Below are 21,966 nucleotides of genomic sequence, written 5' to 3'. Positions count from 1 at the left end.
AAAGTCAAACTCCTCTTATAGTATTTCCTGACACAAATGCTTATTATAGCATTTTTCCTAAAGGAAGCAAGTATGAATGGGATTGTAAATGAATCTTTACAATCGTTTACAAAGCATTACATTCCTTTACGTGTCTTTTACGAACGATTTATACGAATTCAACAATAAGTCATTATAGTAAAGATTGTAAGGCAAACAACAAATAAAAAAGTTAGTGACGGAGGCAAATGAGATGAAAAAGTGGAAGTACTTAACGATGACAGCGGTAATGGGTTCAGCATTAATGCTAGGTGCATGTAGTGGAGACAACTCAGCGCAAAATGGTAACAATGCAGAAACGAATGCACCAGCGAACTCAGGACAAGAAGCTGCTGACGAGAAACTGCAAGGTTCAGTTGCTGGTGATGGTTCATCAACAGTAGCACCAATCATTGAAGCAGTCGTTGAAGAGTATGCAGGTGCACAACCGGATGTCAAAGTATCGGTAGGTGTTTCTGGTACTGGTGGCGGTTTTGAAAAATTCATCGCAGGTGAGACAGACTTTTCAAATGCATCTCGTTTTATAAAAACTGAAGAGAAAGAAAAACTAGAGCAAGCAGGAATTGCTTACACTGAGTTAGCTTTAGCATATGATGGTTTATCGGTAGTGGTGAACCCTGATAACGATTGGGCAAAGGATTTAACGATAGATCAATTAAAGAAAATTTGGACTGAAGATGGCACAGAGAAAAAATGGTCAGATATCGACCCATCATGGCCAGCAGAGAAAATCGTATTCTATTCACCAGGTACTGACTCAGGTACGTATGATTACTTTGATGAAGTAGTTTTAGATGGTGCTGATCTAGTAAGTGCTGCAACATTATCAGAGGATGATAATATGCTAGTCCAAGGTGTTGCTGGTGACAAAAATGCTATTGGCTTCTTCGGCTTCGCTTACTACTTAGAAAATAAAGATAAATTAAACATTGTGAAAGTAAATGGCATTGAACCAACACATGACACAATTGAGGCTGGGGAGTATACGCCACTTTCACGTCCGTTGTTCACATATGTGAAAAACAGTGCAATTAAAGATAATGCAGCAGCGTATGATTTCATCAAATTTACACTTGAAAATGCAGGGGATATGGCAGAGGCAGTAGGTTATGTTAGTCTACCTGACGAAAAATATGCTGAAGGCTTAAAAACTTTAGAAGGTTTAAAATAAGCAAACATGCATAGAGGGAAAGAGATGTATGCTCTTTCCCTTGCTTAATGGAAAGGAGTACCCAATGGTTTCTCATAAAGAAAATAAGACTTCATCTGTGCAACAATTAATTGCAAATTCGCGCAATCATAAAACTAAGAAAATAGTGGAAAAAGCCATGCCAGCTTTATTATTTTCTGCAGCGCTTATCTCGATTTTGACGACATTTGGCATTGTTTTCACCCTTATTTTTGAAACGTTTGAATTCTTTAAACGTGTTTCGATTACGGATTTTCTATTTGGTACACAGTGGCTACCGTTTTCTGGTAAGGAACCTTTGTTTGGGATATTACCACTTATCGCAGGCACACTTAAAGTAACATTTATTGCAGTAGCAGTAGCAGTACCATTTGGGATTGCTTCAGCAATATATTTGAGTGAGTATGCAAGCGAGAAAATACGACGTACAGTTAAACCGATATTAGAAGTGTTAGCAGGTGTTCCTACAATCGTCTATGGTTTCTTTGCATTGACGTTTGTAACACCAATGCTACAAGGAATCATTCCACAACTTAAGCTGTTTAATGCACTTAGTCCAGGGATTGTCGTGGGCATTATGATTTTGCCAATGATTACATCACTATCAGAGGACGCGATGTCATCTGTACCAAACAGTATGCGTGAGGGTGCGTTAGCCCTAGGTGCAACGAAGTTTGAAGTTGCTATAAAAGTCGTGCTACCAGCGGCTTTATCAGGGATTATAGCATCGGTAGTACTCGCTATTTCCCGGGCAATTGGCGAAACGATGATTGTATCACTTGCTGGGGGATCAACACCGAAATTTGATCTTGATGTTACAGATTCCATCCAAACAATGACAGCGTATATTGTACAAGTGTCAACTGGTGATGCTGGTTATGGGACGACGATTTATTACTCGATTTACTCAGTTGGATTCACTTTATTTATCTTTACTTTAGTAATGAATCTACTTGCTCATTATATTTCGAAACGCTTCAGGGAGGTTTACTAGAATGCGCTATATCGATGATACAGTCGTCAAGAAACGAATGACAAAGCGTATTACATTCAATAAAGTGTGGAAGTTCTTATTTTTCTTGGCAACTACATTTGCACTTGTGATGCTAGCTATTTTGCTCTACCGTATTGTGACGCAAGGAATTGGCTATTTAAACTTTGATTTCTTAACAAATTTTGCTTCTCGTTTTGCGAATAAGGCGGGAATTAAAGCGGCATTAGTGGGCTCTTTGTGGTTAATGGCGGTTGTAGCTCCCGTGTCAATCATTCTAGGTGTAGGAACAGCGATTTATCTAGAAGAATATGCAAAGAAAAATAGACTAAACGATTTTATTCGTATGAATATATCAAACTTAGCAGGTGTACCTTCAATTGTTTTTGGTTTACTTGGCTTAACAATTTTTGTTCGGATGTTGGGACTTGGTAAAAGTATTTTAGCTGCAGGTTTAACAATGAGTTTGTTAATTTTACCAGTGATTATCGTGGCAGCACAGGAAGCAATTCGTGCTGTACCGAATGAACAACGTGAAGCATCCTACGGTATGGGTGCGACAAAATGGCAAACAATTTTACGTGTCGTATTACCAGCAGCTATACCGGGAATTTTAACAGGTAGTATTTTAGCTTTGTCACGTGCGATTGGTGAAACAGCGCCATTAGTAGTACTTGGGATTCCTGTTATTTTACAGTTTTTACCTAATGATCTTCTAAGTCAGTTTACTGCATTGCCAATGCAAATTTACGATTGGGCAAAACGTCCGCAAGAGGCATTTCAATATGTAGCGGCAGCGGGAATTTTAGTGCTGATGATCGTGCTGTTACTGATGAATTCGATTGCCATCTTTATTCGAAATAAATTCCAAAAACGTTATTAATGAGGTGACCTTATGGTACTAGATTTTAAAGAGGAAAAATCAGTTGTTAAATCGATTAATATAAATGTAAAGGCTAGCGCTGAAGTTGCGAAAAAAGTAGTGTATGATACACGTAACTTAAATTTATGGTACGGGGATCATCATGGTTTAAAAGACATTAATTTAAGTATTTATGAAAATGAAGTAACAGCCATTATCGGCCCTTCAGGGTGCGGGAAATCAACTTATTTAAAAACATTGAATAGAATGGTAGAGCTAGTACCAACTGTCCGTACTTCCGGAGAGATTTTGTATCGTGAGCGTAATATTTTAGATAAAAGCTATACAGTAGAGGAATTACGTACTCGTGTGGGGATGGTTTTCCAAAAGCCAAATCCGTTCCCAAAATCTATTTATGACAATATTGCTTATGGTCCTCGTATTCATGGCATTAAAAACAAAAAGATTCTTGATGAAATTGTTGAAAAGTCTCTGCGTGGTGCGGCAATTTGGGATGAAGTAAAAGATCGTTTAAATCAAAATGCATACGGGCTATCAGGTGGACAGCAACAGCGAATTTGTATCGCTCGCTGTTTAGCGATAGAGCCAGATGTTATTTTAATGGATGAGCCAACATCTGCACTTGACCCAATTTCTACATTAAAGGTAGAAGAGCTTGTACAAGAGCTTAAAAAGGATTATTCGATCATTATTGTTACACATAACATGCAACAAGCAGCACGTATTTCGGACCGTACAGCATTTTTCCTTAGCGGCGAAGTCATTGAATATGACAAAACAGATGTGATTTTCCAAACACCTGCTGATCAACGTACAGAAGACTATATTTCAGGTCGCTTCGGCTAAGCATAGGAGGAACGATAGATGGCAGTACGTGAACGCTTTGAGCAAGAGCTTAAAGAAATCCAAGAACAGTTTGTGGAAATTGCAACAAGTAGTATTAATGCGTTAAAAATTTCATTTGAGGCATTACAAGAGCAAAATTTAGAGAAGGCGTTAAAAATTCTTGAGGATGATTTAATTATTAATCGCCTTGAAGAGGAAATTAATGATCGAGTTATTTTAATGATTGCCAAGCAGCAGCCCGTTGCGACAGATTTACGTCGTCTTATGGTGCTTGTAAAAGCGGCATCCGATATGGAAAGAGTGGGCGATTATGCGGTCAATATTGCTAAAGAGACAATCCGTATAGGCAAAGAGCCATTAGTCTTTCCGACAACCAATTTACAAACAATGTGCAATAAAACAGTAGAAATGCTTGAGAGCATTATTACCGCATTTAAGGACGAAGATACTGTTCGTGCCAAGGAAATTGCTGAGCTAGACGATTATGTAGATGATTTATACGGAGCTACGGTTACATTATTGCTTCGTGCAGGTGCTGAAAATCCAGCACATATTTCGCAAATAACACATTTAACGTTTGTTTGTCGTTATCTTGAACGCTCAGCTGATCATGCAACTAATATTGCTGAACATTTATTTTACTTAATCAAAGGTAAACATTATGAATTGAATAATTAAAAGAAGGTTGCATTGAGGCCCTCCAGACTATAGCTAACTCGAAAAACTTCGAATTGGCTATAGTCTTTTTTCGTTTTAAAATTGATATTTTCGGCCATCTTTACCTTTACGTATGAAGCATTAAATTGTTTGAGTGCCTGGCACTTTGGGTTGCTTTCGGCATTAAATAACTAAATAAACAAAATTGCAGCAACATTGCACTCTGCGGATGCGTCAAATACTGTAGGGTGTTATTGTATTGTCAAAAAAATAATTTGGTTATACTATAGACATTATCCCGAAAAAATAGGTGCTTAGGAGGTGCTGCTGCATGAAAGACAGTGTAGAATCACTTATTAAGAAATTTGGTCTAGAAATTTCAATAGAACAACGCAAATACTTAGGTTTTCTATATGAAAATTTACATCTAGAAGAGTTAAGTGATAAGGAACAACATTTTTTTATTGACTATTTTTACAAGAGTGAGACACTACGTAATATGGCAGCATTTGCACTTGAGCTAGCGGATGTCATGCATGAGATTCGTGAAAACGTTCCAACTATTGAACAGGCAGAGCAGTTAGCGAATGGAAAAGAGCAACGTTTGTATTATGAGCAAAAGTGGCAAGAAGCTAGACGCCAAAAACTAAAACAACAAACGACAAAAAATGGGAATATCCTATACGTTCCATTTGTTGATTATAAGGAAGAGCAAGGTCCAATGGTTATATGTCTTGAGCAAACATCTGGAATGGCCAAATATTCAGAGCTGTGTAAAAGCATGATTTTGTCTTTATTTATGGATGCGCATCAGGAGCAAAGAGATTTATATATCGTGCCATACGATTGTCAAATTCATGTCCATTATCGCTTTGAAAATGGACATTTAAATCTATCTGATTTTAAAGATTTTATTGAATATAAGGCAAAAGGGGAAGCGGCGATTTTGCCCGTTCTCCAGTTTGTGAAAGGATTGCTACAGGAAAATCAGCAATGTGCAGAAACAGATGTTATTATTTTTACTGAAGGTAATCCTGTTGATGGACAATATTTATTAGGGAAGCGTGCAAAGACTATGATAGAGGAAATGAAGCAGCGTTATCATGCCGAATTTTCAGTAATTGCAATGAATGAACAACGTTTTAATGAGCATCATTTTTGGTTTGCAAATAAGGCTATTTTTGCAGACGATGCGATTCAATAAAATGTACAGCTGACCAGAGAGCTTTTGGTCGGCTTATTTTTACTGAACAGTCATATCGTTTTGACAGTATAAAAACAATTTACAATAATGTACATAGGTAAGTAAAAGGAGAATTACATGGATTCAATGAAGTGGTTATTACCGAACTTGACTGCACCAACATGGATGGATATTACAATTGCAGTCGCGTTTTGTGTATTTGGTTGGCTATTCCAGCATTTTGTGCTGAAGAAAATAATTACGAGCAGTGTAACGTTTTTAAAAAAGAGACAACGTAATTTTCAAGCGACTGTACTTGCACAATTTAATAACGCAATCCGTTATGCGTTTATGTCAGCAGTAGTTGTACTTAGTTTATCAAATTTACTTAAAATATTTTTATTTACACATTTTGCAACAAAAAATTTCGTATTATCTATCATGGTGTTTTTTGCATTTAAAGGTATATATGATGTGCTTCATTATTATACGAAGCAACCATTACAGTTAAATAACGATGAAGAGCAAAATGTTCTTCTACCGTTCTTCCTTCGTATCGGTAAAGTGCTTGTGATGATATTAGCCATGTTTACAATAGCTTCATTTTGGAACTTTAATATAAATGGCTTCTTAACAGGGATTGGGCTAACAGGAGTAGCGATTGCTTTTGGTATACGTGATACGTTGGCGCATGTTTTTGGTGGGATGTCGGTTGCACTTGACAATCCTTTTCAAATTGGCGACTGGATTGCAACGGAGGACCAAAAAATAGAAGGCACAATTGAAGATATCAATCTTCGTAGTACGCTCATTCAAACAGGCGACAAAGGGCTTGTATATGTGCCAAACTCTTATTTAGTTAATCGTCCAATCTATAATTTATCAAAACGAGAAAAACGAAAATGTGAACTGTTTTTATATGTAGCAGCAGAAAATGAAGAGGAACAATTGCGTAGTGCTTTAAGTACAATTCATCAGCAAATTTATTTGCATGCTAATACTGAAAAAGAAATGATTCATGTTTATATTGATGAGTTTCACCAAACATCATATCGTGTTCTTGTTCGCTTCTATGTTGCTACAAATGATACGGCAGTTATGCTAAGTGTCCGACAGGATGTTTTATTTGCTATTCGACAGGTTGTACATGAGTATGACATTGTCCTTGCCGAGGAAACGGACGACGAATGTTGATGACATGGTAAAATATAATTTGAATTGTTTGATACTTTACATTACAATGTATACTAGTAATAAGCTTAGATGAAGAGTAGTAACTATTATGATTTGTTCTAGAGAGCTAGCGGTTGGTGGAAGCTAGTACAAATAAATAGTGAATGGACTTCGGAGCTCTAATTCAGAAATGAGTAGTATGGATTAGCGTTTGCCTACGTTACAAGGCATTGAGAGGGTCTTTGTAATAAGACCAATGAAGGTGGCACCACGGCTTTTCCGTCCTTTTGTGATGGAAAGGCCTTTTTATATGGATTTCTGGTGTAGCAGAGCAGAGTAGAGCATAGCGAAGGAGAGATTAAGTATGACAGTTGAGCTTAGCAGATTTGCCATAAAGGTATTACAAGGGGACATGATGACGCCCATTTCGGTGTATCAATCCCTTGCAGGAAAACATAAGATGTTATTTGAATCTTCAGCCAAGCATGAAGAAAGTGGTCGTTATTCCTTTATCGCCGTTAACCCAATAGCTGAACTTATTGGGGATAGAAACGGGTATCAATTTTCAAAGGGCGACGAGATTGACAAGTCTAGCGATAATGTGTTGAAAAAATTAAAAGAAGTCATGCCATTCCATGAAGCGGACTATCCATTTGCCTTTTTCGGGGGCGCGATTGGCTATTTTGGTTATGAAACGGCCTTTTATGCAGAAAAAATTGGTGAGTATTTACATGATAATTTAGCTATGCCAGATGTCCATGTTTTTTTCTATGATACATTTATCGTATTCGATCATTTAAAACAAGAGGTTACATTAGCGGCAATTGATTTATTTAATGAAGGACGCACACTTGAAACGATGGAAGCCGAACTCGTTGAAATGGAGAATCAGCTATGTGCTGGTACTACATTTGGTTTGATGGATCTAGGTACAGTAGATTTCCAGCCAATGATACAGAAGGAAGAATTTATTACTATTGTTGAGCGCGCAAAACAGCATATTGTAAAGGGAGATATATTCCAAATTGTATTATCTCAACGTTTTTTCTCCCCATTTGCGGGCAATCCATTTGCCTTGTATCGTCAGTTAAGAACATCCAATCCATCGCCATATATGTTTTATATGGATTTTGAGGCTTACACTATTTTAGGAACTTCTCCGGAGAGTCTTGTAAAGGTCAAAAATCGGAAAGTCACGACAAATCCAATTGCTGGAACAAAACCCCGTGGTATAACGCAACAGCAGGATGAGGCAATTGCAGATAGTTTATTATCGGATGAGAAAGAAATCGCTGAACATCGAATGTTAGTTGATTTAGGGCGTAATGATATTGGCCGAATTGCCAAGGTTGGCACAGTGAAGGTTACTAAATATATGAACATTGAACGCTATAAACATGTCATGCATATTGTATCAGAGGTGGTAGGTGAGCTTCGAGATGAAGTGCACGTATTAGACGTCCTTAGTGCATGTTTGCCAGCTGGGACAGTATCCGGAGCACCAAAAATTCGAGCGATGCAGCTAATTAATGAGATGGAGCCAGTAAAACGTGGTGTTTATGCAGGTGCAGTAGGCTATATTTCGGCTACAGGGGATATGGACTTAGCGCTAGCGATTCGTACAATGGTTATTAAGGATGGGCATGCCCATGTGCAGGCAGGTGCAGGAGTCGTTTATGATTCAATCCCTTTATCAGAATATGAAGAAACACTTAATAAAGCTCGTGCGCTACTGGAGGTAAAAAAATGATTTTACTAATCGATAATTATGATTCATTCACATATAATTTATTTCAGCAAGTTAGTATGCTTGGTAAGGAAGTAAGGGTAGTACGCAATGATGAAATAACAATTGAAGAAATAAAAGATATGGATCCAGAAGCGATTATTTTATCCCCAGGTCCAGGAACGCCGAATGAGGCTGGAATTACAGTGCAAGTCGTACAAGAGCTATATAAAAAGTACCCAATTTTAGGAATTTGCTTAGGGCATCAGTCGATAGGGCAGGCTTTTGGGGGCTCGATTGAACAAGCAAAAAACATTATGCACGGCAAGTTATCAGCATTAAGCTACAAACAAACAGGGATTTTCGCACAATTAGATGGAGAAGTAGAAGTAATGCGCTATCATTCGTTAATAATAGAGCCGACTACATTACATGAGGATTTTATTATTACTGCAACTTCTAAAGATGATGGGGAAATTATGGCTATACAGCATAAACACCATCCACTAGTCGGATTACAATTCCATCCAGAGTCAATAGGAACAGAAGCAGGTAACAATATCGTGCAAGCCTTTTTAAACCAATATAGTGCCAGTCACTAAAACAATTCTGATAATTTAGTAACTAATTATCCAAGTGAAAAATCCACTAAGGCTTCTGCAGCTTACGAGTTCCCGCAGAAGACGAAGTGGATTTTTTAAATTTACGAGTGCCAGTCACTCAAACAATTCTGAATTTTGGCAGTGTATTTATTGTTTTTTACCTGTAATTAACTTAGCGATTTCCTCTAGTGTCATAGAAGAATTGACTTCATAGGATCCAATCTGTAAGCTTCGAGCATATTTTGCATTGGCAAGGAGTAGTTCCATTTCGACACTATTTGTAATAATGCCACCATCCTCTAGCTTCTGTGCCACAATATAAGGCGTTATTCCGCTATAAATTTGAAGCGTCATCGCTACTTCATCGTCGGAATCAGGTGTACTACTCTCAGCATGCTCACTCTCAGCAGTAGCGTCAGTTGCATTTTCTTCCTTCGTATTTTCTATAGCAGTTTCTTTAGCAGTTTGCGCTTTTAATGAAGCAATTTCTTTCGTTGCCTGTTCAAGCTTTTTTTGTAGCTCCTCCACATCCTTATCATTTGTAGAGGCAACTGTTGGTAGACCAATATTGAGATCAAAGCGGTCTGCTATGGATAGTAACGCGCCGACTAGAAAAAGGGCGACCCCAAATGCACGGATAGAGGATTTGTTCATAATCAGCGACCTCCGTTTGCAATCACTTGTTGCACTTGCTCTTCTGTTAAGTTGGAGCGAATACTAATATCAGCAATAGAAAGACCTTGTTTGTTCAATTCAAGCACTTGACTGATAATAATATCGTGAATTGGTTTAAGGTTGTGAGGCATCGGCTCTGACTTTTTTGCTTGTGTTGCTTGTTGAACAGCCTGCATAACCTGTTGAACCTTTGGATTGTGTAGCGTTTGATTTTTAGTCACTGGTGATTTAACTTGGAATTCTGGTTCTAGTAATAGCTCCTCTTCCACAATTTTTAGACGACGCTTTAAATTATTAGTTTCTTGGAAAATAGAGATAGATAATTCTTCGACATCTTGTTCGACTTTTTTCGCACTATTTTTGAAAAAGAACGATAAAACGATAAGAACGATACCGACAATCATAAGTATGATGGATAAATCCAATAGTTTCACCCCGTTAAATTATGTAATTATAAGGTATTTTACCACATGCAAACTTAATATGAAATGAAGGTAGATTTTTTTTCAGTTTATGTTATAATAGGTTAGTCGTATAAATCATGCTCAAATTTAAAAATTTAATTCTTGATATAGAGTGGGAGGGTTAATGATGCGCGTAAACATTACTTTAGCTTGCACAGATTGCGGCGAACGTAACTACATTTCTAAAAAGAACAAGCGTAACAATCCAGAGCGTCTTGAACTTAAAAAATATTGCTCTCGCGAGAAGAAATACACTCTTCACCGTGAAACGAAGTAATCGCTCATTAGGCCAAAACCACATGTGGTTTTGGCTTTCTACATTTTAATAGGAGGTAACTTATCGTGGATAAAACAACATTACGCAACGAAGTACGTGAAGCACTTGCAAATCTGAGTGCAGCAACGTATCGTGATCAATCATTTGCTGTAGCAAAAAAAGTGCTACAGGAACCATATATAATAGAAGCAAATACGATTGGCATCACAATTTCCAATAAGCCAGAAGTTGACACTATTCATTTAATTGAAGCACTTTGGCAACTAGGTAAAAAAGTGGCTGTTCCTAAATGTAACGCAAAAACGAGAGAAATGTCGTTTTATGCTATAGAGTCATTTGCACAGTTAGAAACTGTTTATATGCATTTGCGTGAACCAATTCCTGCAGTTTGTGAGTTCGTTGACGCAAATGAAATGGATATCATACTTGTTCCAGGTGTTGTTTTTGATACAAAAGGTTACCGAATTGGCTACGGCGGTGGTTATTACGATCGCTATGTATTACACTATAAAAAAGGTAAACTGATGTCTCTACTATTTGATGAGCAACTTTATGAACAAGTGCCTAGTGAGACGCACGATTGTCCAGTGGATCTTATTATAACACCGACAAAACGTATTGATTGTGTAGCGCAACGAGGAGCGAAATAAAATGGATAAAATGTTAGATATTTATGAATTGTTAAAAACATATGGCACTTATATTTATACTCGGGATCCAATCGGCGATTTGATGTTAATGGAGGATGAAATTCGTGAGTTGTATAAGGCGAATGTCCTGGACATTAAAGATTACCAAATGGCTTTATTATTAATTCGACAAGAAGCTACAAGACTTCGAGTTGAACAAAATAAGCAATAATGTTTTAATTGCGAATAATTTGGGTATCGTAAAAATATTGTAATATGTATGTAAAATTTATCAAAAACAGTGGTTTTCCACTGTTTTTATGATTTTACGAAACTTTTTACAATTAAAGACGTATATATTATTGTTAAGTGTATAATTGGGTAGTCGTGAGGGCTTCCAAAAAAATATATCTGTTGATTATCTGTAAAAAAAGGATTAAGATATATTTTGTTTCAGTAACAATTTGTAACAGTTTGATTAATTTTATTATTTTTTTGTAAGGAATAGGGAGGATGTTAGGAATGAAATTAACAAAGTGGCCTAAACATTCATTTATGATACTAGCAATTTTAGCAACTTGGATAAAAACGGTCATTGTTTACCACACAAGCTTTGAGTTGAAGTTAGAAAATGCGATGCAACAATTCATATTGTTTATCAATCCATTAAGTTTTGTGCTGTTTATTTATGGATTATCGTTATTCTTTAAAACACCAAAAATACGAAATCGTTATATAATTACTATTAGTGTATTATTATCTATTGTTTTATATGGAAATGTTGCGTTCTATCGATTCTACAATGACTTTATTACATTACCGGTATTATTCCAAACAAGTAACTTTAGTGATTTAGGAACATCAGCTGCAGCTATTATCAACCCTTGGGATCTTTTATATTTTGCAGATGTATTTATATTAATTATTGCAAATAAATATTTACCAAGAATGAAAGAAGCGGTAAAAGTAAACGTTGAATTCCGTCGAGCATTTTTCGTTTTAGCGATTGCAATGACTTTCTTAAACTTAGGTTTAGCTGAAACTGAGCGTCCTCAATTGTTAACACGAAGCTTTGACCGTGAACTTCTTGTAAAAAACATCGGTACGTACAACTATCATTTATATGATATTTATATTCAGTCCAAATCATCTGCACAACGCGCATTAGCGGATGGCAGTGAATTAGTAGAAGTGAACAACTACATTCGCTCTAATCAAGCAGCTAGCGACGAAAATATGTTTGGCAAATACAAAGATCGCAACTTAATTGTTGTTTCACTTGAGTCGTTACAAAACTTTGTAATTAATAATGATATGGACGGTCACGAAATTACGCCGTTCTTAAATTCTTTAACAAAAGATTCAGATACGTATTATTTCAGTAATTTCTATCACCAAACAGGTTTAGGAAAAACGTCTGACTCAGAGTTTATTTTAGAAAACTCTATGTTCGGACTTGGTCGTGGTGCAGTATTCTTCACACATGGTGGTAATACGTATAACTCAATGGCAGAGCGTCTTGGGGAAAATGGTTACTTTACAAATGTTATGCACCCGAACAACAAATCGTTCTGGAATCGTGACATGATGTATCAATCTTTAAAAATCAATAAATTCTATGATGTAGATTCATATACTGTAGAAGAAGGGCAAGCTGTCAACTGGGGAATGAAAGACATTCCATTTATGGAGCAATCAGCTGCATTGATGAAAGACATGCCACAGCCATTCTACTCTCGTTTAATTACGTTAACGAACCACTATCCGTTCACATTGGATCCAGAAGACGTAATGATTCCTGAATACACGTCGAACTCAGGAACATTAAATCGTTATTTCCAAACAGTTCGTTACATGGATGAAGCTTTAAAAGACTTCTTCCAAGATTTAAAAGATCAAGGTGTTTACGATAATTCGATTATCGTTATGTATGGTGACCATTACGGTATTTCTGAAAACCATAATAAAGCAATGGCGCAATATTTAGGTAAAGATGGCATAACACCATATGATAATGCATTGTTACAAGAGGTACCTTTATTCATCCACATTCCTGGTGATGGGGAAGGGAAAGAAATGGAAGAGGTTTCTGGTCAAATAGATTTACGCCCAACAATTTTACATTTACTGGGTGTTGAAACGTCGAAAGATATGCAGCTTGGTGCAGATTTATTCTCACCAGAGCATGAGGATTTCGTTATTTTCCGTGACGGACGGTTCATTACAGATAAATATGTTTATGCTGGTGAAGCATGCTATGATAAAGCAACAGGTGAACAAATTGATGTTGAGCCTTGCCAACCATATGCAGATCGTGCGACAACCGAATTGGAAAACTCAGATGCCATCATCAATGGAGACTTACTCCGATTCTATGATGAAAAAACAGGTAATTTAAAACAAAATGCTGTGAAGTAAAAAGATAAATGGTGTACTAGTAATATTTCTAGTACACCATTTTTTAGTTTATCAAGTGCCAGGCACTCAAACAATTTTGAATATTTATAGTATTGCTAGTAGAGATATCGAAGTAAAAATCCATGAAGACTCCTGCGGGAACATACAAAATGTAAGAGGCAACATGCCGCGCGACAGCGAGCGTTGCGGCTTACATTTGTACCCGTGGAAAGCGAAGTGGATTTTTACGACATAGAAAGAAAGAGACGAAGAAAGTAAGAGCGACCGAATGTGAAAGCAAATAACCAATATGCTTATGACCCTGCTTGATAGATATTTACAATATGTAATGGCGGACTAATAGTTAGTAATTTAAAGATTCGTTACTAATTGCTGTAATTGTTGTTGAGTTAATTGCCCCTCGATTGTATGCTTTAACACACCTTCAGTATCAATAATAAAGGTAGTAGGGTAGGCCATAACTTCAAATGACTTACCGAGTGATCTATCAAAATCTAAAAAAATAGGGAACTTCAAATCGTATAATTGCTGAAATTTGATAGCATTATCACGACTGTCATTAGAAGTTGCATTAATCGCAATTAGCTCAACATTCGCGGGCTTTTGCTCATAAAAAGTATTTAAATCTGGCGCTTCCGCCTGACAAGGACCACACCAAGATGCCCAAAAATTAATAACAAGAATTTTACCTTTATAATCTTTGAACGTCGTCGTTGATTCATCTAAAAGAGTTAATGTCGTGTCAAAGTTAACCGATTTTGAACCACTTTGTTTATCTACAATCAATTTTGGTGCTTCCTCTTTGAATATTTCGTTCTTCACAGTAATGCCAATAAGTGACAATATTACTACTAATGAAATGACGATAAAAATGTTTTTCCTTTTCATGACAATCTCCTTTATGTAAATGTTAGAGGATTATAAAAATAGATATTCCATTTTTTCAAAATCCTTACTTATATCATATCGTAATTTATAAAAAGATACCTCCTAATTTTAAACATTATATCGTATGCAGATGACGCTATAAAAAAAGAGCAGTCTCACATAGAGACTGCTCTTTTTCTGTCTAAATTTTAGTGTAATGTTGGAGGATATCCGCTATGAATGATTGTCATGATGACGAACCAACCGAATACCCCAGCGCTTGCTAAGTTGAAAACAATACTTAGTAAGTTCTTTTCTTTAATTGCTTGGAATGTACCAACGACAGCTAAAATCGCTACTAGACCAAAAATAACCATTAATAAGTTCATTAAAAAAGACACTCCTTTCGACATCAGAAAATGAATGTCGTAAACAATATTCCTCCTTAATTGTAAACGTTCTACCTGTTTTTGTCGAGGACTATTATAGTGCAAAGTATGAACTTTTATCGTCAAATTGTGGCAAAGAATGTATAATATGAAGTTGAGGTGATAAGTATGATGAACGTACGAAGCTATTCCCTTGGACCAGTCCAAACGAATTGTTATATCGTATCGAATAAAGAGAAAGAATGTTTAGTTTTTGATCCAGGAGAAGAAGCTGCAAAAATTATGAAAGCGATTCGCAGTAATGGACTGAAGCCATTAGGCATTTTTTTAACGCACGCCCATTTTGATCATATTGGTGCAGTGGATGAAGTAAGGGAGACTTTTAATATCCCGCTATGGATTCATGAAAAAGAGGTAAGCTGGCTAAGTGATCCAGCGAAAAATGGCTCTAGTAAATATGCGGCACTACCAGATTATACAGTTGCAGCTCCTATGGAAGAACATATTATTAAAAAAGAACAACTTTTTGAAATAAGTAATTTCGTTTTTAAGGCAGTATTTACACCTGGACATTCACCAGGGAGTATTTCATATATTTTTGAACAGGATGGATTTGCCATTGTTGGAGATACACTGTTTGAGCAAGGTGTAGGGCGTACGGATTTGCTTGGAGGGTCGACAAAACTATTACTTACATCTATTCATGATAAATTATTATCATTACCTGAAGATACTATTGTTTACCCAGGCCATGGTAATTACACGACAATTGGTGCAGAAATGGAAACAAACCCATTTTTAAATGGATTTTAATTGTTATCGACATGATATGATGTGTGTTTTACAATAGTGTTAAAGTGAAATAAGTATGTATACGGATTAAAAAAAGCGTGTCTCAAAATTGTTTTGAGACACGCGATTTTTTGTATTAATGACCGCCGCCAGGTACGTGTATGAATGTTGTATAGTACGTGAAGCCAGCGAAGAATACAGTTAAATATGCTCCGAAAATGTACATGTACATACGCTCTGAAAGGTTTAAGAAGCCTAATAATAAGAATAAACCTGTATTACCTAAGAATAATAGCGATACCTCGTTCATACCACCAAGGTAGAACATAACTGCAAAAATACCTGTCCAGAATGCCATAACTTTATACATATTATCCATGAAGATTTCCCCTCCTTTTGCCCACGACACAATAATCTCTTACTCATTATAAATGATATGAAAGGTGTCTGTAAACTGGAACTTCTGCTTCTTTGTGACAAACAAATGGATTTTTAATTTAGCTATCGATTTCTGTCACGTTAATTTCATATTTGCATAAATCGCAGTTATGTACCATACTTTCGATTTGAACAAATTCATTATTGGAAAATAATGCGTTTAATTGTCCTTTTAAATAAGATTCATGTAATGTACAAACAATATCAGAGTGGGTATTAAGCTGCTCTTGGAACGGGCAGTTAAAAATGGAGAAAATCACTTTTTTACCTTTTTCCGACTGTTGTATTTGTGGAATATAGCCAATTAATGCGGCATTATCTGTTAATAGCTGAAGCTTTTGTTCAAAGGAAAGCATATTATTTAATTTTAATTCCGCGTTAACATAATTTTTCATTTGCTGATAACCATCTTGATAACTAATTTCCTGACATTTTGTTAGAGCAGATGGCCCTAATTCTTCTACTAGCTGAATTGTCCATTTTAATAAGCGCTCTTCGTCACGTCTTGGGAAGGTTAGTGAAACTCCTTTTTCAGAAGCCTTATAAACACGCCCAGGTCTTCCGCCTTTACCAGTTTTTGCGAAATCTGCCGTAATAATATTAATTTCAGAGAGCTTTGTTAAGTGAAGACGAGCAACGTTAGGATGAATGCTGAATTTATCAGCAATATTTTGTACCGTTACTGTTTTTTTCTCTTTTAAAATATACTCGTAAATGGAGTATCTTGTTTCATCGGCTAATGTACTAGTAATTTTTAATGGATGGATCATTTACATCACCTCAATTTAATTTTTTTGGAAAATTGTAGTTGGTCAAAAGCTAGGAAAAAAATCATGTTGATTCTATTATATTGTATTATTGGAAAAGTTACAGTTTCTTTAGGCATAATTATTATCTTTTTCATGTGTTTTGTTCATATTTTGTGAAAAAATGTATGTTGTCCACAACTTTTTTTGAAAAATCTAGATTTCATAGTGAAATGGGTTTCAAGATTTTATTTTAGAAAAAGGGCTTTTCTCGTAACGTAGACATCCTTATACTAGGAAATAACGAATAGAGCGGTCATATTCGAATGAACTAGAAAGAAGGTGTAAATATGCAAACTTTTGAATCTGTCATAGAACAAAAAAGTGAGCATCTTTTAGTAAAGGCCTACCATTTTGGTGCTTCCGATTTATTACTTATACCGGAAGAAAGTCGATATATCATCTATTTTCGTAAATATGATAAGTTGCTGCAGGCAGGGGAACTCCCGAACGAAATTGCTGAGCGAATCGTGTCATATTATAAATATTTAGCAGCATTAGATATTAGTGAGCGTCGTAAACCTCAAAGCGGCTCATTTCAAAAAATAGTTGAGCAAAACCATTTTGCTTTTCGAGTTTCTACACTTCCTTCCGCTTATTTAAAAGAAAGCCTCATCATTCGGCTTCTACTTCAAAACCACGCATTTCCACTTACTTCTTTAAGTTATTCCGAAGGTGCAGCACATAAGTTAACCAAGCTAGTTGAAAATCAGCAAGGAATTTTATTATTTTGCGGTGCAACGGGTTCTGGTAAAACTACTTCTCTGTACTCTTTAATTCACCATTGTACTACTGTCCTTCATCGCCATGTGATTTCATTAGAAGATCCAGTGGAGAATAATCAGGTCAATCTTCTACAAATACAAGTAAATGAACGCGCAGGTATTACCTATGCCACAGGGTTAAAAGCGATTTTACGTCATTCGCCAGATGTTATTATGATCGGTGAAATACGTGATCAAGAAACGGCTGAAATTGCAATCCAAGCGGCATTAACTGGTCATTTAGTACTTTCTACCATTCATGCTAAAGATTCCGTAAGCTGTCTCTATCGGCTCATTGATTTAGGTGTTTCACAAGAAGAGCTTCGTCAAACAGTAATTGGTATTGTGGCTCAAGTTCTTATCCAAATACCACAACAACAAGAGGAGCGGCGAGCATTGTTTGAAATATTAAGTGAAGACCATCTCAATATGGCTTTAGAAGCGCTAAAGCAAAATGCTGTCTATGAATTGCCTTATGATCTAACGCTTGCTGGACAAAAAGAAGAAATTGCGAGGCAACGCTATGCCAAAGCTCAGCGCGTTTATTAATAGGCTTATACTGGACTACAAAAGAGCTACAATATGGCGACTAAAGGAACAAGCACAGTTTATCAGTCGCTTAAGTGTATTAATCCAGGAAGGTTATTTGTTTCCACAAGCAGTTTCCATGCTATTGCCGCATCATGTAACCAAGCATGAGGAGGTACAACAGTTTGTAGATGAAGCACTTAGGCAAGGTAAAGGAGTGATAGGTGTATTTGAAATATTACAACTAGCAAAGCATTATTTAATAGCCATTTCTATTGCTGAAAATAATGGACATATGATTGAAGCATTAAAAGCTATTGCAAAACAAATGGCTATGAGCCAAGAGACAAAGCGAAAATTTATAAAGCTACTTTTGTATCCAGTAGTACTCATTGTGTTTTTGCTTCTACTGTTTTTAGTATTTCGTACAGTGTTCTTTCCTAACATAGAAACAATGGTTATAAGCCGTAACATTGGGACAGAGAAAGAGGTAAGTATTGCACTATCAAAACTTTTATTACATGTGCCCGACGCATTTGTGATAATCGTTTTTGTCATGACATGTAGTAGTATTGTTTTTCAACGTTTGCTATTAAGACAATCGATTGCTCGTAGGCTCTACGTAATATTGAAAATACCTTTTATTAATCGATATTTTCGGTTAACGATAACAAGGCAATTTGCTGCATATTTGGGTAGCCTGCTTCAAAGTGGCTTTTCTCTACAGGCTAGCTTGCAAATTTTAGAAGAGCAACGATTTCAACCATATGTTCAATATTTGGCGAGTCGTATAAAGGAAAGAGTTACATATGGTGATACGTTAACACAGGCTGTCATGTTTATTACAGCGTGGCAAAACGATTTTTTAACTTTCGTAGAACATGGTGAGCAAAGTGGATATTTAGGGAAAGAGTTAACATTATATAGTGAACTGTTGTTAGAAAAGCAGGAATTCCTATTACAGAGAATGCTTGCCTTTGTACAACCTTCATTTTTTGTTTTCATTGCGTTGTGTATAGTTGCTGCTTATGTAAGTTTGTTATTGCCAATATATCACATGATAGAACTAGTATAGGAGGAGGACCTTCAATGAAGCTTTTTAAACAAGAAGCTGGATTTACACTAATTGAAATGTTAATCGTCTTGTTGATTATTTCAATACTTATACTAATTACAATTCCAAATGTAACAAAACATTTTGCAACAATTGATGAAAAGGGCTGCGCAGCCTATATAGCTATGGTGCAAGGACAAGTAGAGGCATACCGAGTAGATTTTATGGAGTATCCTACATTAGATGATTTGGTATCGAAGGGTTATTTAAAAGAGCAGGGAAAGACTTGTCCAAATAAAGAAGAAATTATCATTACGAATAAAGGAGAGGTTCGATTAGCCAAACAGCCTTCCATATCAGAGGCTGATGGCCAATGAATTGTCAAAAAAATGAGCGAGGCTATACATTAATCGAAATAATAATTGTGTTGTTTGTTGTGATGATGTTAACAGCTATTGTGACAAAATTTTCGTTAAAAGTAGCAGAAGCAAAAGAAGTGGAACGCTTTTTTAGCCAAATTCAATTAGATCTTCAATATTTGCAAACATATAGCATGCAGCATAAGGATTATATATTTATGAAATTTGAAAGTTCATCACATAGTTATAGTATAAAAAAGGATTTTTATACGAATGTTTATATTCGCCCTTTTCCAAAGGGGGTTGAATTATTGTCTGATCGGAGTACCGTCCAAACGATACGATTTAATTTTAAAGGGAATGTCATGACTCCAGGAACTGTTTATTTTAAAACACCGCAGGGAACTAAAAAGGTTGTTATAACTTTAGGTCGAGGGAGAGCAAGAGTTGAATGAATGAAACAGGCTATTCGTTTGTCGAGACAATCGTATCGATTTTTATCTTCATGGTACTCTGCTCAACTTTAATTCCTATTAGCTACACGATGAAAACAAATTTATACAATCAAAAGCTTGAGGTTGCTGCTGCTGAAACAGCCTATGAAGGATTGAAGCAATATTTGTTTTTACATCAAGTCGAAGGGACAAGGACAGTTGATGAGGTAAACTATCACTGGCTGTTTGATGGACAGGGGATATGTGTAACGTTTCGAAACACAAAAGAACAACGTCAAAAGTGTATTCAACAAACAGGTGAAATTCGATGAATGAAAAAGGCTACACATTACTAGAAGCATTGTTTCAATTAATCGTATTTGTGCTAGTTTGTCATGTATTTATATTGATTTTCCTTTGGGCTGCTAATATGAAAACAACTATGATGACGGATGAACAAACAAAATGGGAGTTATTTGTTTTCGAAATGAATACGTATTTAACAAATGCTACAACAATAACAATCAGGAGAGATCAAAAAAGAATTACGCTGCAAGCGTCTAATACACTTCATCATTTTGATTGCTATCGTAATATGATTCGAGATCAGGTGAATGGTGGCCATGTCCCAATGCTTATTGGGATTAATAAATGTCAGTTCCAATTTAACAATAATGAACTCACAATAGCTGTCGAATTTCCAAGCGGTTTAAAAAAGGAGCGGACCTATTATGTACCAATTTCTGAAAAATGATAGAGGGACTGTATTTTTAATCGCAATTGCATTATTATTTTTTGTAACTACTTTTGTTCTTGCGTATTGCATGTCTTATGAGATTCAGTTTCGAACATATGATGGATTGGAAGAAATGAATGTTCGATCTACGATAAATTTATTAGGACAAATTTTGTCAGACAGTGTAGAATCGTAGTAAGAAGGTGATTCGAATGCGAAAAATATATTTAGTTGGCTTTATGGGCTGCGGGAAAAGTGCGTTAGGAAGAAGGTTAAGCTATTTATTAAAGTTACCGTACTATGATATGGATCATGAAATTGTCAGACAGCAGGGGATGACGATTCCACAGATTTTTGAGAAATATGGAGAGGCTCGTTTCCGAGAAATAGAAACGGAATTTTTGAAAAATTTCCGCGACGAGGCATGTATTATCTCTACTGGTGGCGGTGTAGCTGTAAATGGGGAAAACCGGAAAATTATGAGACGCAGTGGACTTGTATTCTTTTTAGATGCGACATTCGAAGATATTTATAAAAGAATACAGCATGATCCAAATCGACCAATTGTACAAAGATCAACAAAGGAAGAGTTAGAGGAGCTGTATCATTACAGAAGAAAATTCTATCGTGAAGCAGGACATATTCAAGTGCTTACAGAAGGTAGAACAATTCGACATATTCTCGAGTATTTAGTATTTCAAGTAAAAAGATTGAAAAACGAACGATAGTTGTATTAAATGAACTTAATATTCGTCTTTTAAGTTAATTTAAAAAATGTTTGCCTTTTCAATACAATCAATGTTAGGATATAGACTAATAAGGTAACTTTTTGTACATTGAATACTAAATAGAACCAAGAGTATTCTTGGGCGGATGATTGTACGGGGAGAGCGCGTGTAGACGCCACCGAAGGAGCAAGTAGCAAAGGGCTATGAATCTCTCAGGTAAAAGGACTCGTACAAGACGCAACTCTGGAGAGAGCTGTAATACAACAGCCACCAAAGGGGAAAGCCTACTTACTGGCATTTTCGTAATGCGAGTTAGTTT

The 21,966-nt window shown here is 36.1% G+C and carries 28 protein-coding genes, 1 riboswitch and 1 other annotated feature; of the genes, 22 read left to right on the top strand and 6 right to left on the bottom strand.

What is annotated here, in order from left to right; translation table 11 throughout:
• Nucleotides 1–232: 232 nt before the first annotated feature.
• The 9 genes from ACIP9C_RS10725 to ACIP9C_RS10685 all read left to right on the top strand — a co-directional run bounded on the left by ACIP9C_RS10725 (nucleotide 233) and on the right by ACIP9C_RS10685 (nucleotide 9,289).
• Nucleotides 233–1,210, top strand: coding sequence for a PstS family phosphate ABC transporter substrate-binding protein (locus ACIP9C_RS10725; RefSeq protein ID WP_401010405.1), 978 nt, complete (start codon nucleotides 233–235; stop codon nucleotides 1,208–1,210).
• A 64-nt stretch (nucleotides 1,211–1,274) separates the two neighbouring features.
• Nucleotides 1,275–2,222, top strand: coding sequence for a phosphate ABC transporter permease subunit PstC (gene pstC / locus ACIP9C_RS10720; protein ID WP_401010403.1), 948 nt, complete (start codon nucleotides 1,275–1,277; stop codon nucleotides 2,220–2,222).
• Nucleotide 2,223: 1 nt separating this feature from the next.
• Nucleotides 2,224–3,102 (top strand): phosphate ABC transporter permease PstA, encoded by an 879-nt coding sequence (pstA, locus tag ACIP9C_RS10715; RefSeq protein WP_401010401.1) that lies wholly within the window; start codon nucleotides 2,224–2,226, stop codon nucleotides 3,100–3,102.
• Between the two features lie 54 nt (nucleotides 3,103–3,156).
• Nucleotides 3,157–3,948, top strand: coding sequence for a phosphate ABC transporter ATP-binding protein PstB (gene pstB / locus ACIP9C_RS10710; protein ID WP_401010676.1), 792 nt, complete (start codon nucleotides 3,157–3,159; stop codon nucleotides 3,946–3,948).
• 18 nt (nucleotides 3,949–3,966) lie between these two features.
• Nucleotides 3,967–4,626, top strand: coding sequence for a phosphate signaling complex protein PhoU (gene phoU / locus ACIP9C_RS10705; RefSeq protein WP_401010400.1), 660 nt, complete (start codon nucleotides 3,967–3,969; stop codon nucleotides 4,624–4,626).
• A gap of 310 nt (nucleotides 4,627–4,936) precedes the next feature.
• Nucleotides 4,937–5,809, top strand: a complete 873-nt coding sequence (locus ACIP9C_RS10700) for a hypothetical protein (RefSeq protein ID WP_401010398.1) — start codon at nucleotides 4,937–4,939, stop codon at nucleotides 5,807–5,809.
• 117 nt (nucleotides 5,810–5,926) lie between these two features.
• On the top strand, nucleotides 5,927–6,982 hold the full coding sequence (locus ACIP9C_RS10695; RefSeq protein WP_401010396.1) for a mechanosensitive ion channel family protein: 1,056 nt from the start codon (nucleotides 5,927–5,929) through the stop codon (nucleotides 6,980–6,982).
• A gap of 57 nt (nucleotides 6,983–7,039) precedes the next feature.
• Nucleotides 7,040–7,251, top strand: a binding site (T-box leader).
• Nucleotides 7,252–7,325: 74 nt separating this feature from the next.
• Nucleotides 7,326–8,711 carry an anthranilate synthase component I gene (trpE, locus tag ACIP9C_RS10690; RefSeq protein WP_401010394.1) on the top strand — a complete coding sequence of 462 codons (1,386 nt, stop codon included), beginning with the start codon at nucleotides 7,326–7,328 and terminating at the stop codon, nucleotides 8,709–8,711.
• Nucleotides 8,708–9,289, top strand: coding sequence for an anthranilate synthase component II (locus tag ACIP9C_RS10685; protein ID WP_401010392.1), 582 nt, complete (start codon nucleotides 8,708–8,710; stop codon nucleotides 9,287–9,289). The genes trpE and ACIP9C_RS10685 overlap by 4 nt, the downstream gene beginning before the upstream one ends.
• 147 nt (nucleotides 9,290–9,436) lie before the next feature.
• On the opposite strand, the gene ACIP9C_RS10680 is transcribed toward ACIP9C_RS10685, so the two are convergent.
• Nucleotides 9,437–9,943, bottom strand: a complete 507-nt coding sequence (locus tag ACIP9C_RS10680; protein ID WP_401010390.1) for a hypothetical protein — start codon at nucleotides 9,941–9,943, stop codon at nucleotides 9,437–9,439.
• 2 nt (nucleotides 9,944–9,945) lie between these two features.
• A complete protein-coding gene (locus tag ACIP9C_RS10675; RefSeq protein ID WP_401010388.1) occupies nucleotides 9,946–10,398 on the bottom strand; it encodes a hypothetical protein in 453 nt (150 codons plus the stop codon).
• A gap of 157 nt (nucleotides 10,399–10,555) precedes the next feature.
• Here ACIP9C_RS10675 and rpmG point away from each other — a divergent pair, with 157 nt between their 5' ends.
• The 4 genes from rpmG to ACIP9C_RS10655 all read left to right on the top strand — a co-directional run bounded on the left by rpmG (nucleotide 10,556) and on the right by ACIP9C_RS10655 (nucleotide 13,752).
• Nucleotides 10,556–10,705 (top strand): 50S ribosomal protein L33, encoded by a 150-nt coding sequence (rpmG, locus tag ACIP9C_RS10670; RefSeq protein WP_008408521.1) that lies wholly within the window; start codon nucleotides 10,556–10,558, stop codon nucleotides 10,703–10,705.
• Nucleotides 10,706–10,770: 65 nt separating this feature from the next.
• Nucleotides 10,771–11,355, top strand: a complete 585-nt coding sequence (locus tag ACIP9C_RS10665; RefSeq protein WP_401010386.1) for a 5-formyltetrahydrofolate cyclo-ligase — start codon at nucleotides 10,771–10,773, stop codon at nucleotides 11,353–11,355.
• 1 nt (nucleotide 11,356) lies between these two features.
• A complete protein-coding gene (locus ACIP9C_RS10660; RefSeq protein WP_340823752.1) occupies nucleotides 11,357–11,566 on the top strand; it encodes a YqgQ family protein in 210 nt (69 codons plus the stop codon).
• Nucleotides 11,567–11,856: 290 nt separating this feature from the next.
• Nucleotides 11,857–13,752: an LTA synthase family protein gene (locus ACIP9C_RS10655; protein WP_401010383.1), complete on the top strand. Its 1,896-nt coding sequence runs from the start codon at nucleotides 11,857–11,859 to the stop codon at nucleotides 13,750–13,752.
• A gap of 351 nt (nucleotides 13,753–14,103) precedes the next feature.
• Here ACIP9C_RS10655 and ACIP9C_RS10650 read toward each other — a convergent pair whose 3' ends face one another.
• Together ACIP9C_RS10650 and ACIP9C_RS10645 are read right to left on the bottom strand one after the other, a co-directional pair.
• The gene (locus tag ACIP9C_RS10650) at nucleotides 14,104–14,640 is read right to left on the bottom strand and encodes a TlpA disulfide reductase family protein (protein WP_401010381.1); all 537 of its coding nucleotides are present in this window, start codon (nucleotides 14,638–14,640) and stop codon (nucleotides 14,104–14,106) included.
• Nucleotides 14,641–14,828: 188 nt separating this feature from the next.
• On the bottom strand, nucleotides 14,829–15,008 hold the full coding sequence (locus ACIP9C_RS10645; protein WP_401010379.1) for a DUF2759 domain-containing protein: 180 nt from the start codon (nucleotides 15,006–15,008) through the stop codon (nucleotides 14,829–14,831).
• Nucleotides 15,009–15,176: 168 nt separating this feature from the next.
• On the opposite strand from ACIP9C_RS10645, the gene ACIP9C_RS10640 reads away from it, so the two are divergent.
• On the top strand, nucleotides 15,177–15,821 hold the full coding sequence (locus ACIP9C_RS10640; RefSeq protein ID WP_401010377.1) for an MBL fold metallo-hydrolase: 645 nt from the start codon (nucleotides 15,177–15,179) through the stop codon (nucleotides 15,819–15,821).
• A gap of 115 nt (nucleotides 15,822–15,936) precedes the next feature.
• On the opposite strand, the gene ACIP9C_RS10635 is transcribed toward ACIP9C_RS10640, so the two are convergent.
• Both ACIP9C_RS10635 and ACIP9C_RS10630 read right to left on the bottom strand, forming a co-directional pair.
• Nucleotides 15,937–16,179 (bottom strand): DUF2626 family protein, encoded by a 243-nt coding sequence (locus tag ACIP9C_RS10635; RefSeq protein WP_004231035.1) that lies wholly within the window; start codon nucleotides 16,177–16,179, stop codon nucleotides 15,937–15,939.
• Nucleotides 16,180–16,297: 118 nt separating this feature from the next.
• Nucleotides 16,298–17,008, bottom strand: a complete 711-nt coding sequence (locus ACIP9C_RS10630; protein ID WP_401010375.1) for a helix-turn-helix transcriptional regulator — start codon at nucleotides 17,006–17,008, stop codon at nucleotides 16,298–16,300.
• Between the two features lie 326 nt (nucleotides 17,009–17,334).
• On the opposite strand from ACIP9C_RS10630, the gene comGA reads away from it, so the two are divergent.
• The 8 genes from comGA to ACIP9C_RS10590 are packed head-to-tail and all read left to right on the top strand — an operon-like array spanning nucleotide 17,335 to nucleotide 21,647.
• The gene (gene comGA, locus ACIP9C_RS10625) at nucleotides 17,335–18,357 is read left to right on the top strand and encodes a competence type IV pilus ATPase ComGA (RefSeq protein ID WP_401010373.1); all 1,023 of its coding nucleotides are present in this window, start codon (nucleotides 17,335–17,337) and stop codon (nucleotides 18,355–18,357) included.
• Nucleotides 18,332–19,411, top strand: coding sequence for a competence type IV pilus assembly protein ComGB (comGB, locus tag ACIP9C_RS10620; protein WP_401010371.1), 1,080 nt, complete (start codon nucleotides 18,332–18,334; stop codon nucleotides 19,409–19,411). The genes comGA and comGB overlap by 26 nt, the downstream gene beginning before the upstream one ends.
• Before the next feature lie 14 nt (nucleotides 19,412–19,425).
• The gene (gene comGC / locus ACIP9C_RS10615; protein WP_401010370.1) at nucleotides 19,426–19,767 is read left to right on the top strand and encodes a competence type IV pilus major pilin ComGC; all 342 of its coding nucleotides are present in this window, start codon (nucleotides 19,426–19,428) and stop codon (nucleotides 19,765–19,767) included.
• Nucleotides 19,764–20,204, top strand: a complete 441-nt coding sequence (comGD, locus tag ACIP9C_RS10610; protein WP_401010368.1) for a competence type IV pilus minor pilin ComGD — start codon at nucleotides 19,764–19,766, stop codon at nucleotides 20,202–20,204. Before comGC ends, comGD begins: the two co-directional genes overlap by 4 nt.
• Nucleotides 20,201–20,515 carry a hypothetical protein gene (locus tag ACIP9C_RS10605; protein ID WP_401010366.1) on the top strand — a complete coding sequence of 105 codons (315 nt, stop codon included), beginning with the start codon at nucleotides 20,201–20,203 and terminating at the stop codon, nucleotides 20,513–20,515. The genes comGD and ACIP9C_RS10605 overlap by 4 nt, the downstream gene beginning before the upstream one ends.
• Entirely contained in the window at nucleotides 20,512–20,937 is a 426-nt protein-coding gene (gene comGF / locus ACIP9C_RS10600; RefSeq protein WP_401010364.1) for a competence type IV pilus minor pilin ComGF, read from the top strand. The genes ACIP9C_RS10605 and comGF overlap by 4 nt, the downstream gene beginning before the upstream one ends.
• Entirely contained in the window at nucleotides 20,915–21,115 is a 201-nt protein-coding gene (locus ACIP9C_RS10595; protein ID WP_401010363.1) for a hypothetical protein, read from the top strand. The genes comGF and ACIP9C_RS10595 overlap by 23 nt, the downstream gene beginning before the upstream one ends.
• A gap of 16 nt (nucleotides 21,116–21,131) precedes the next feature.
• Nucleotides 21,132–21,647, top strand: coding sequence for a shikimate kinase (locus ACIP9C_RS10590; RefSeq protein ID WP_401010361.1), 516 nt, complete (start codon nucleotides 21,132–21,134; stop codon nucleotides 21,645–21,647).
• Nucleotides 21,648–21,792: 145 nt separating this feature from the next.
• Nucleotides 21,793–21,885: riboswitch (glycine riboswitch) on the top strand.
• Nucleotides 21,886–21,966 lie beyond the last annotated feature (81 nt).

The organism is Lysinibacillus sp. NPDC093210, assembly GCF_044753985.1.
Lineage (GTDB): Bacteria > Bacillota > Bacilli > Bacillales_A > Planococcaceae > Lysinibacillus.
This window is presented reverse-complemented; position numbering and strand designations above follow the sequence as displayed.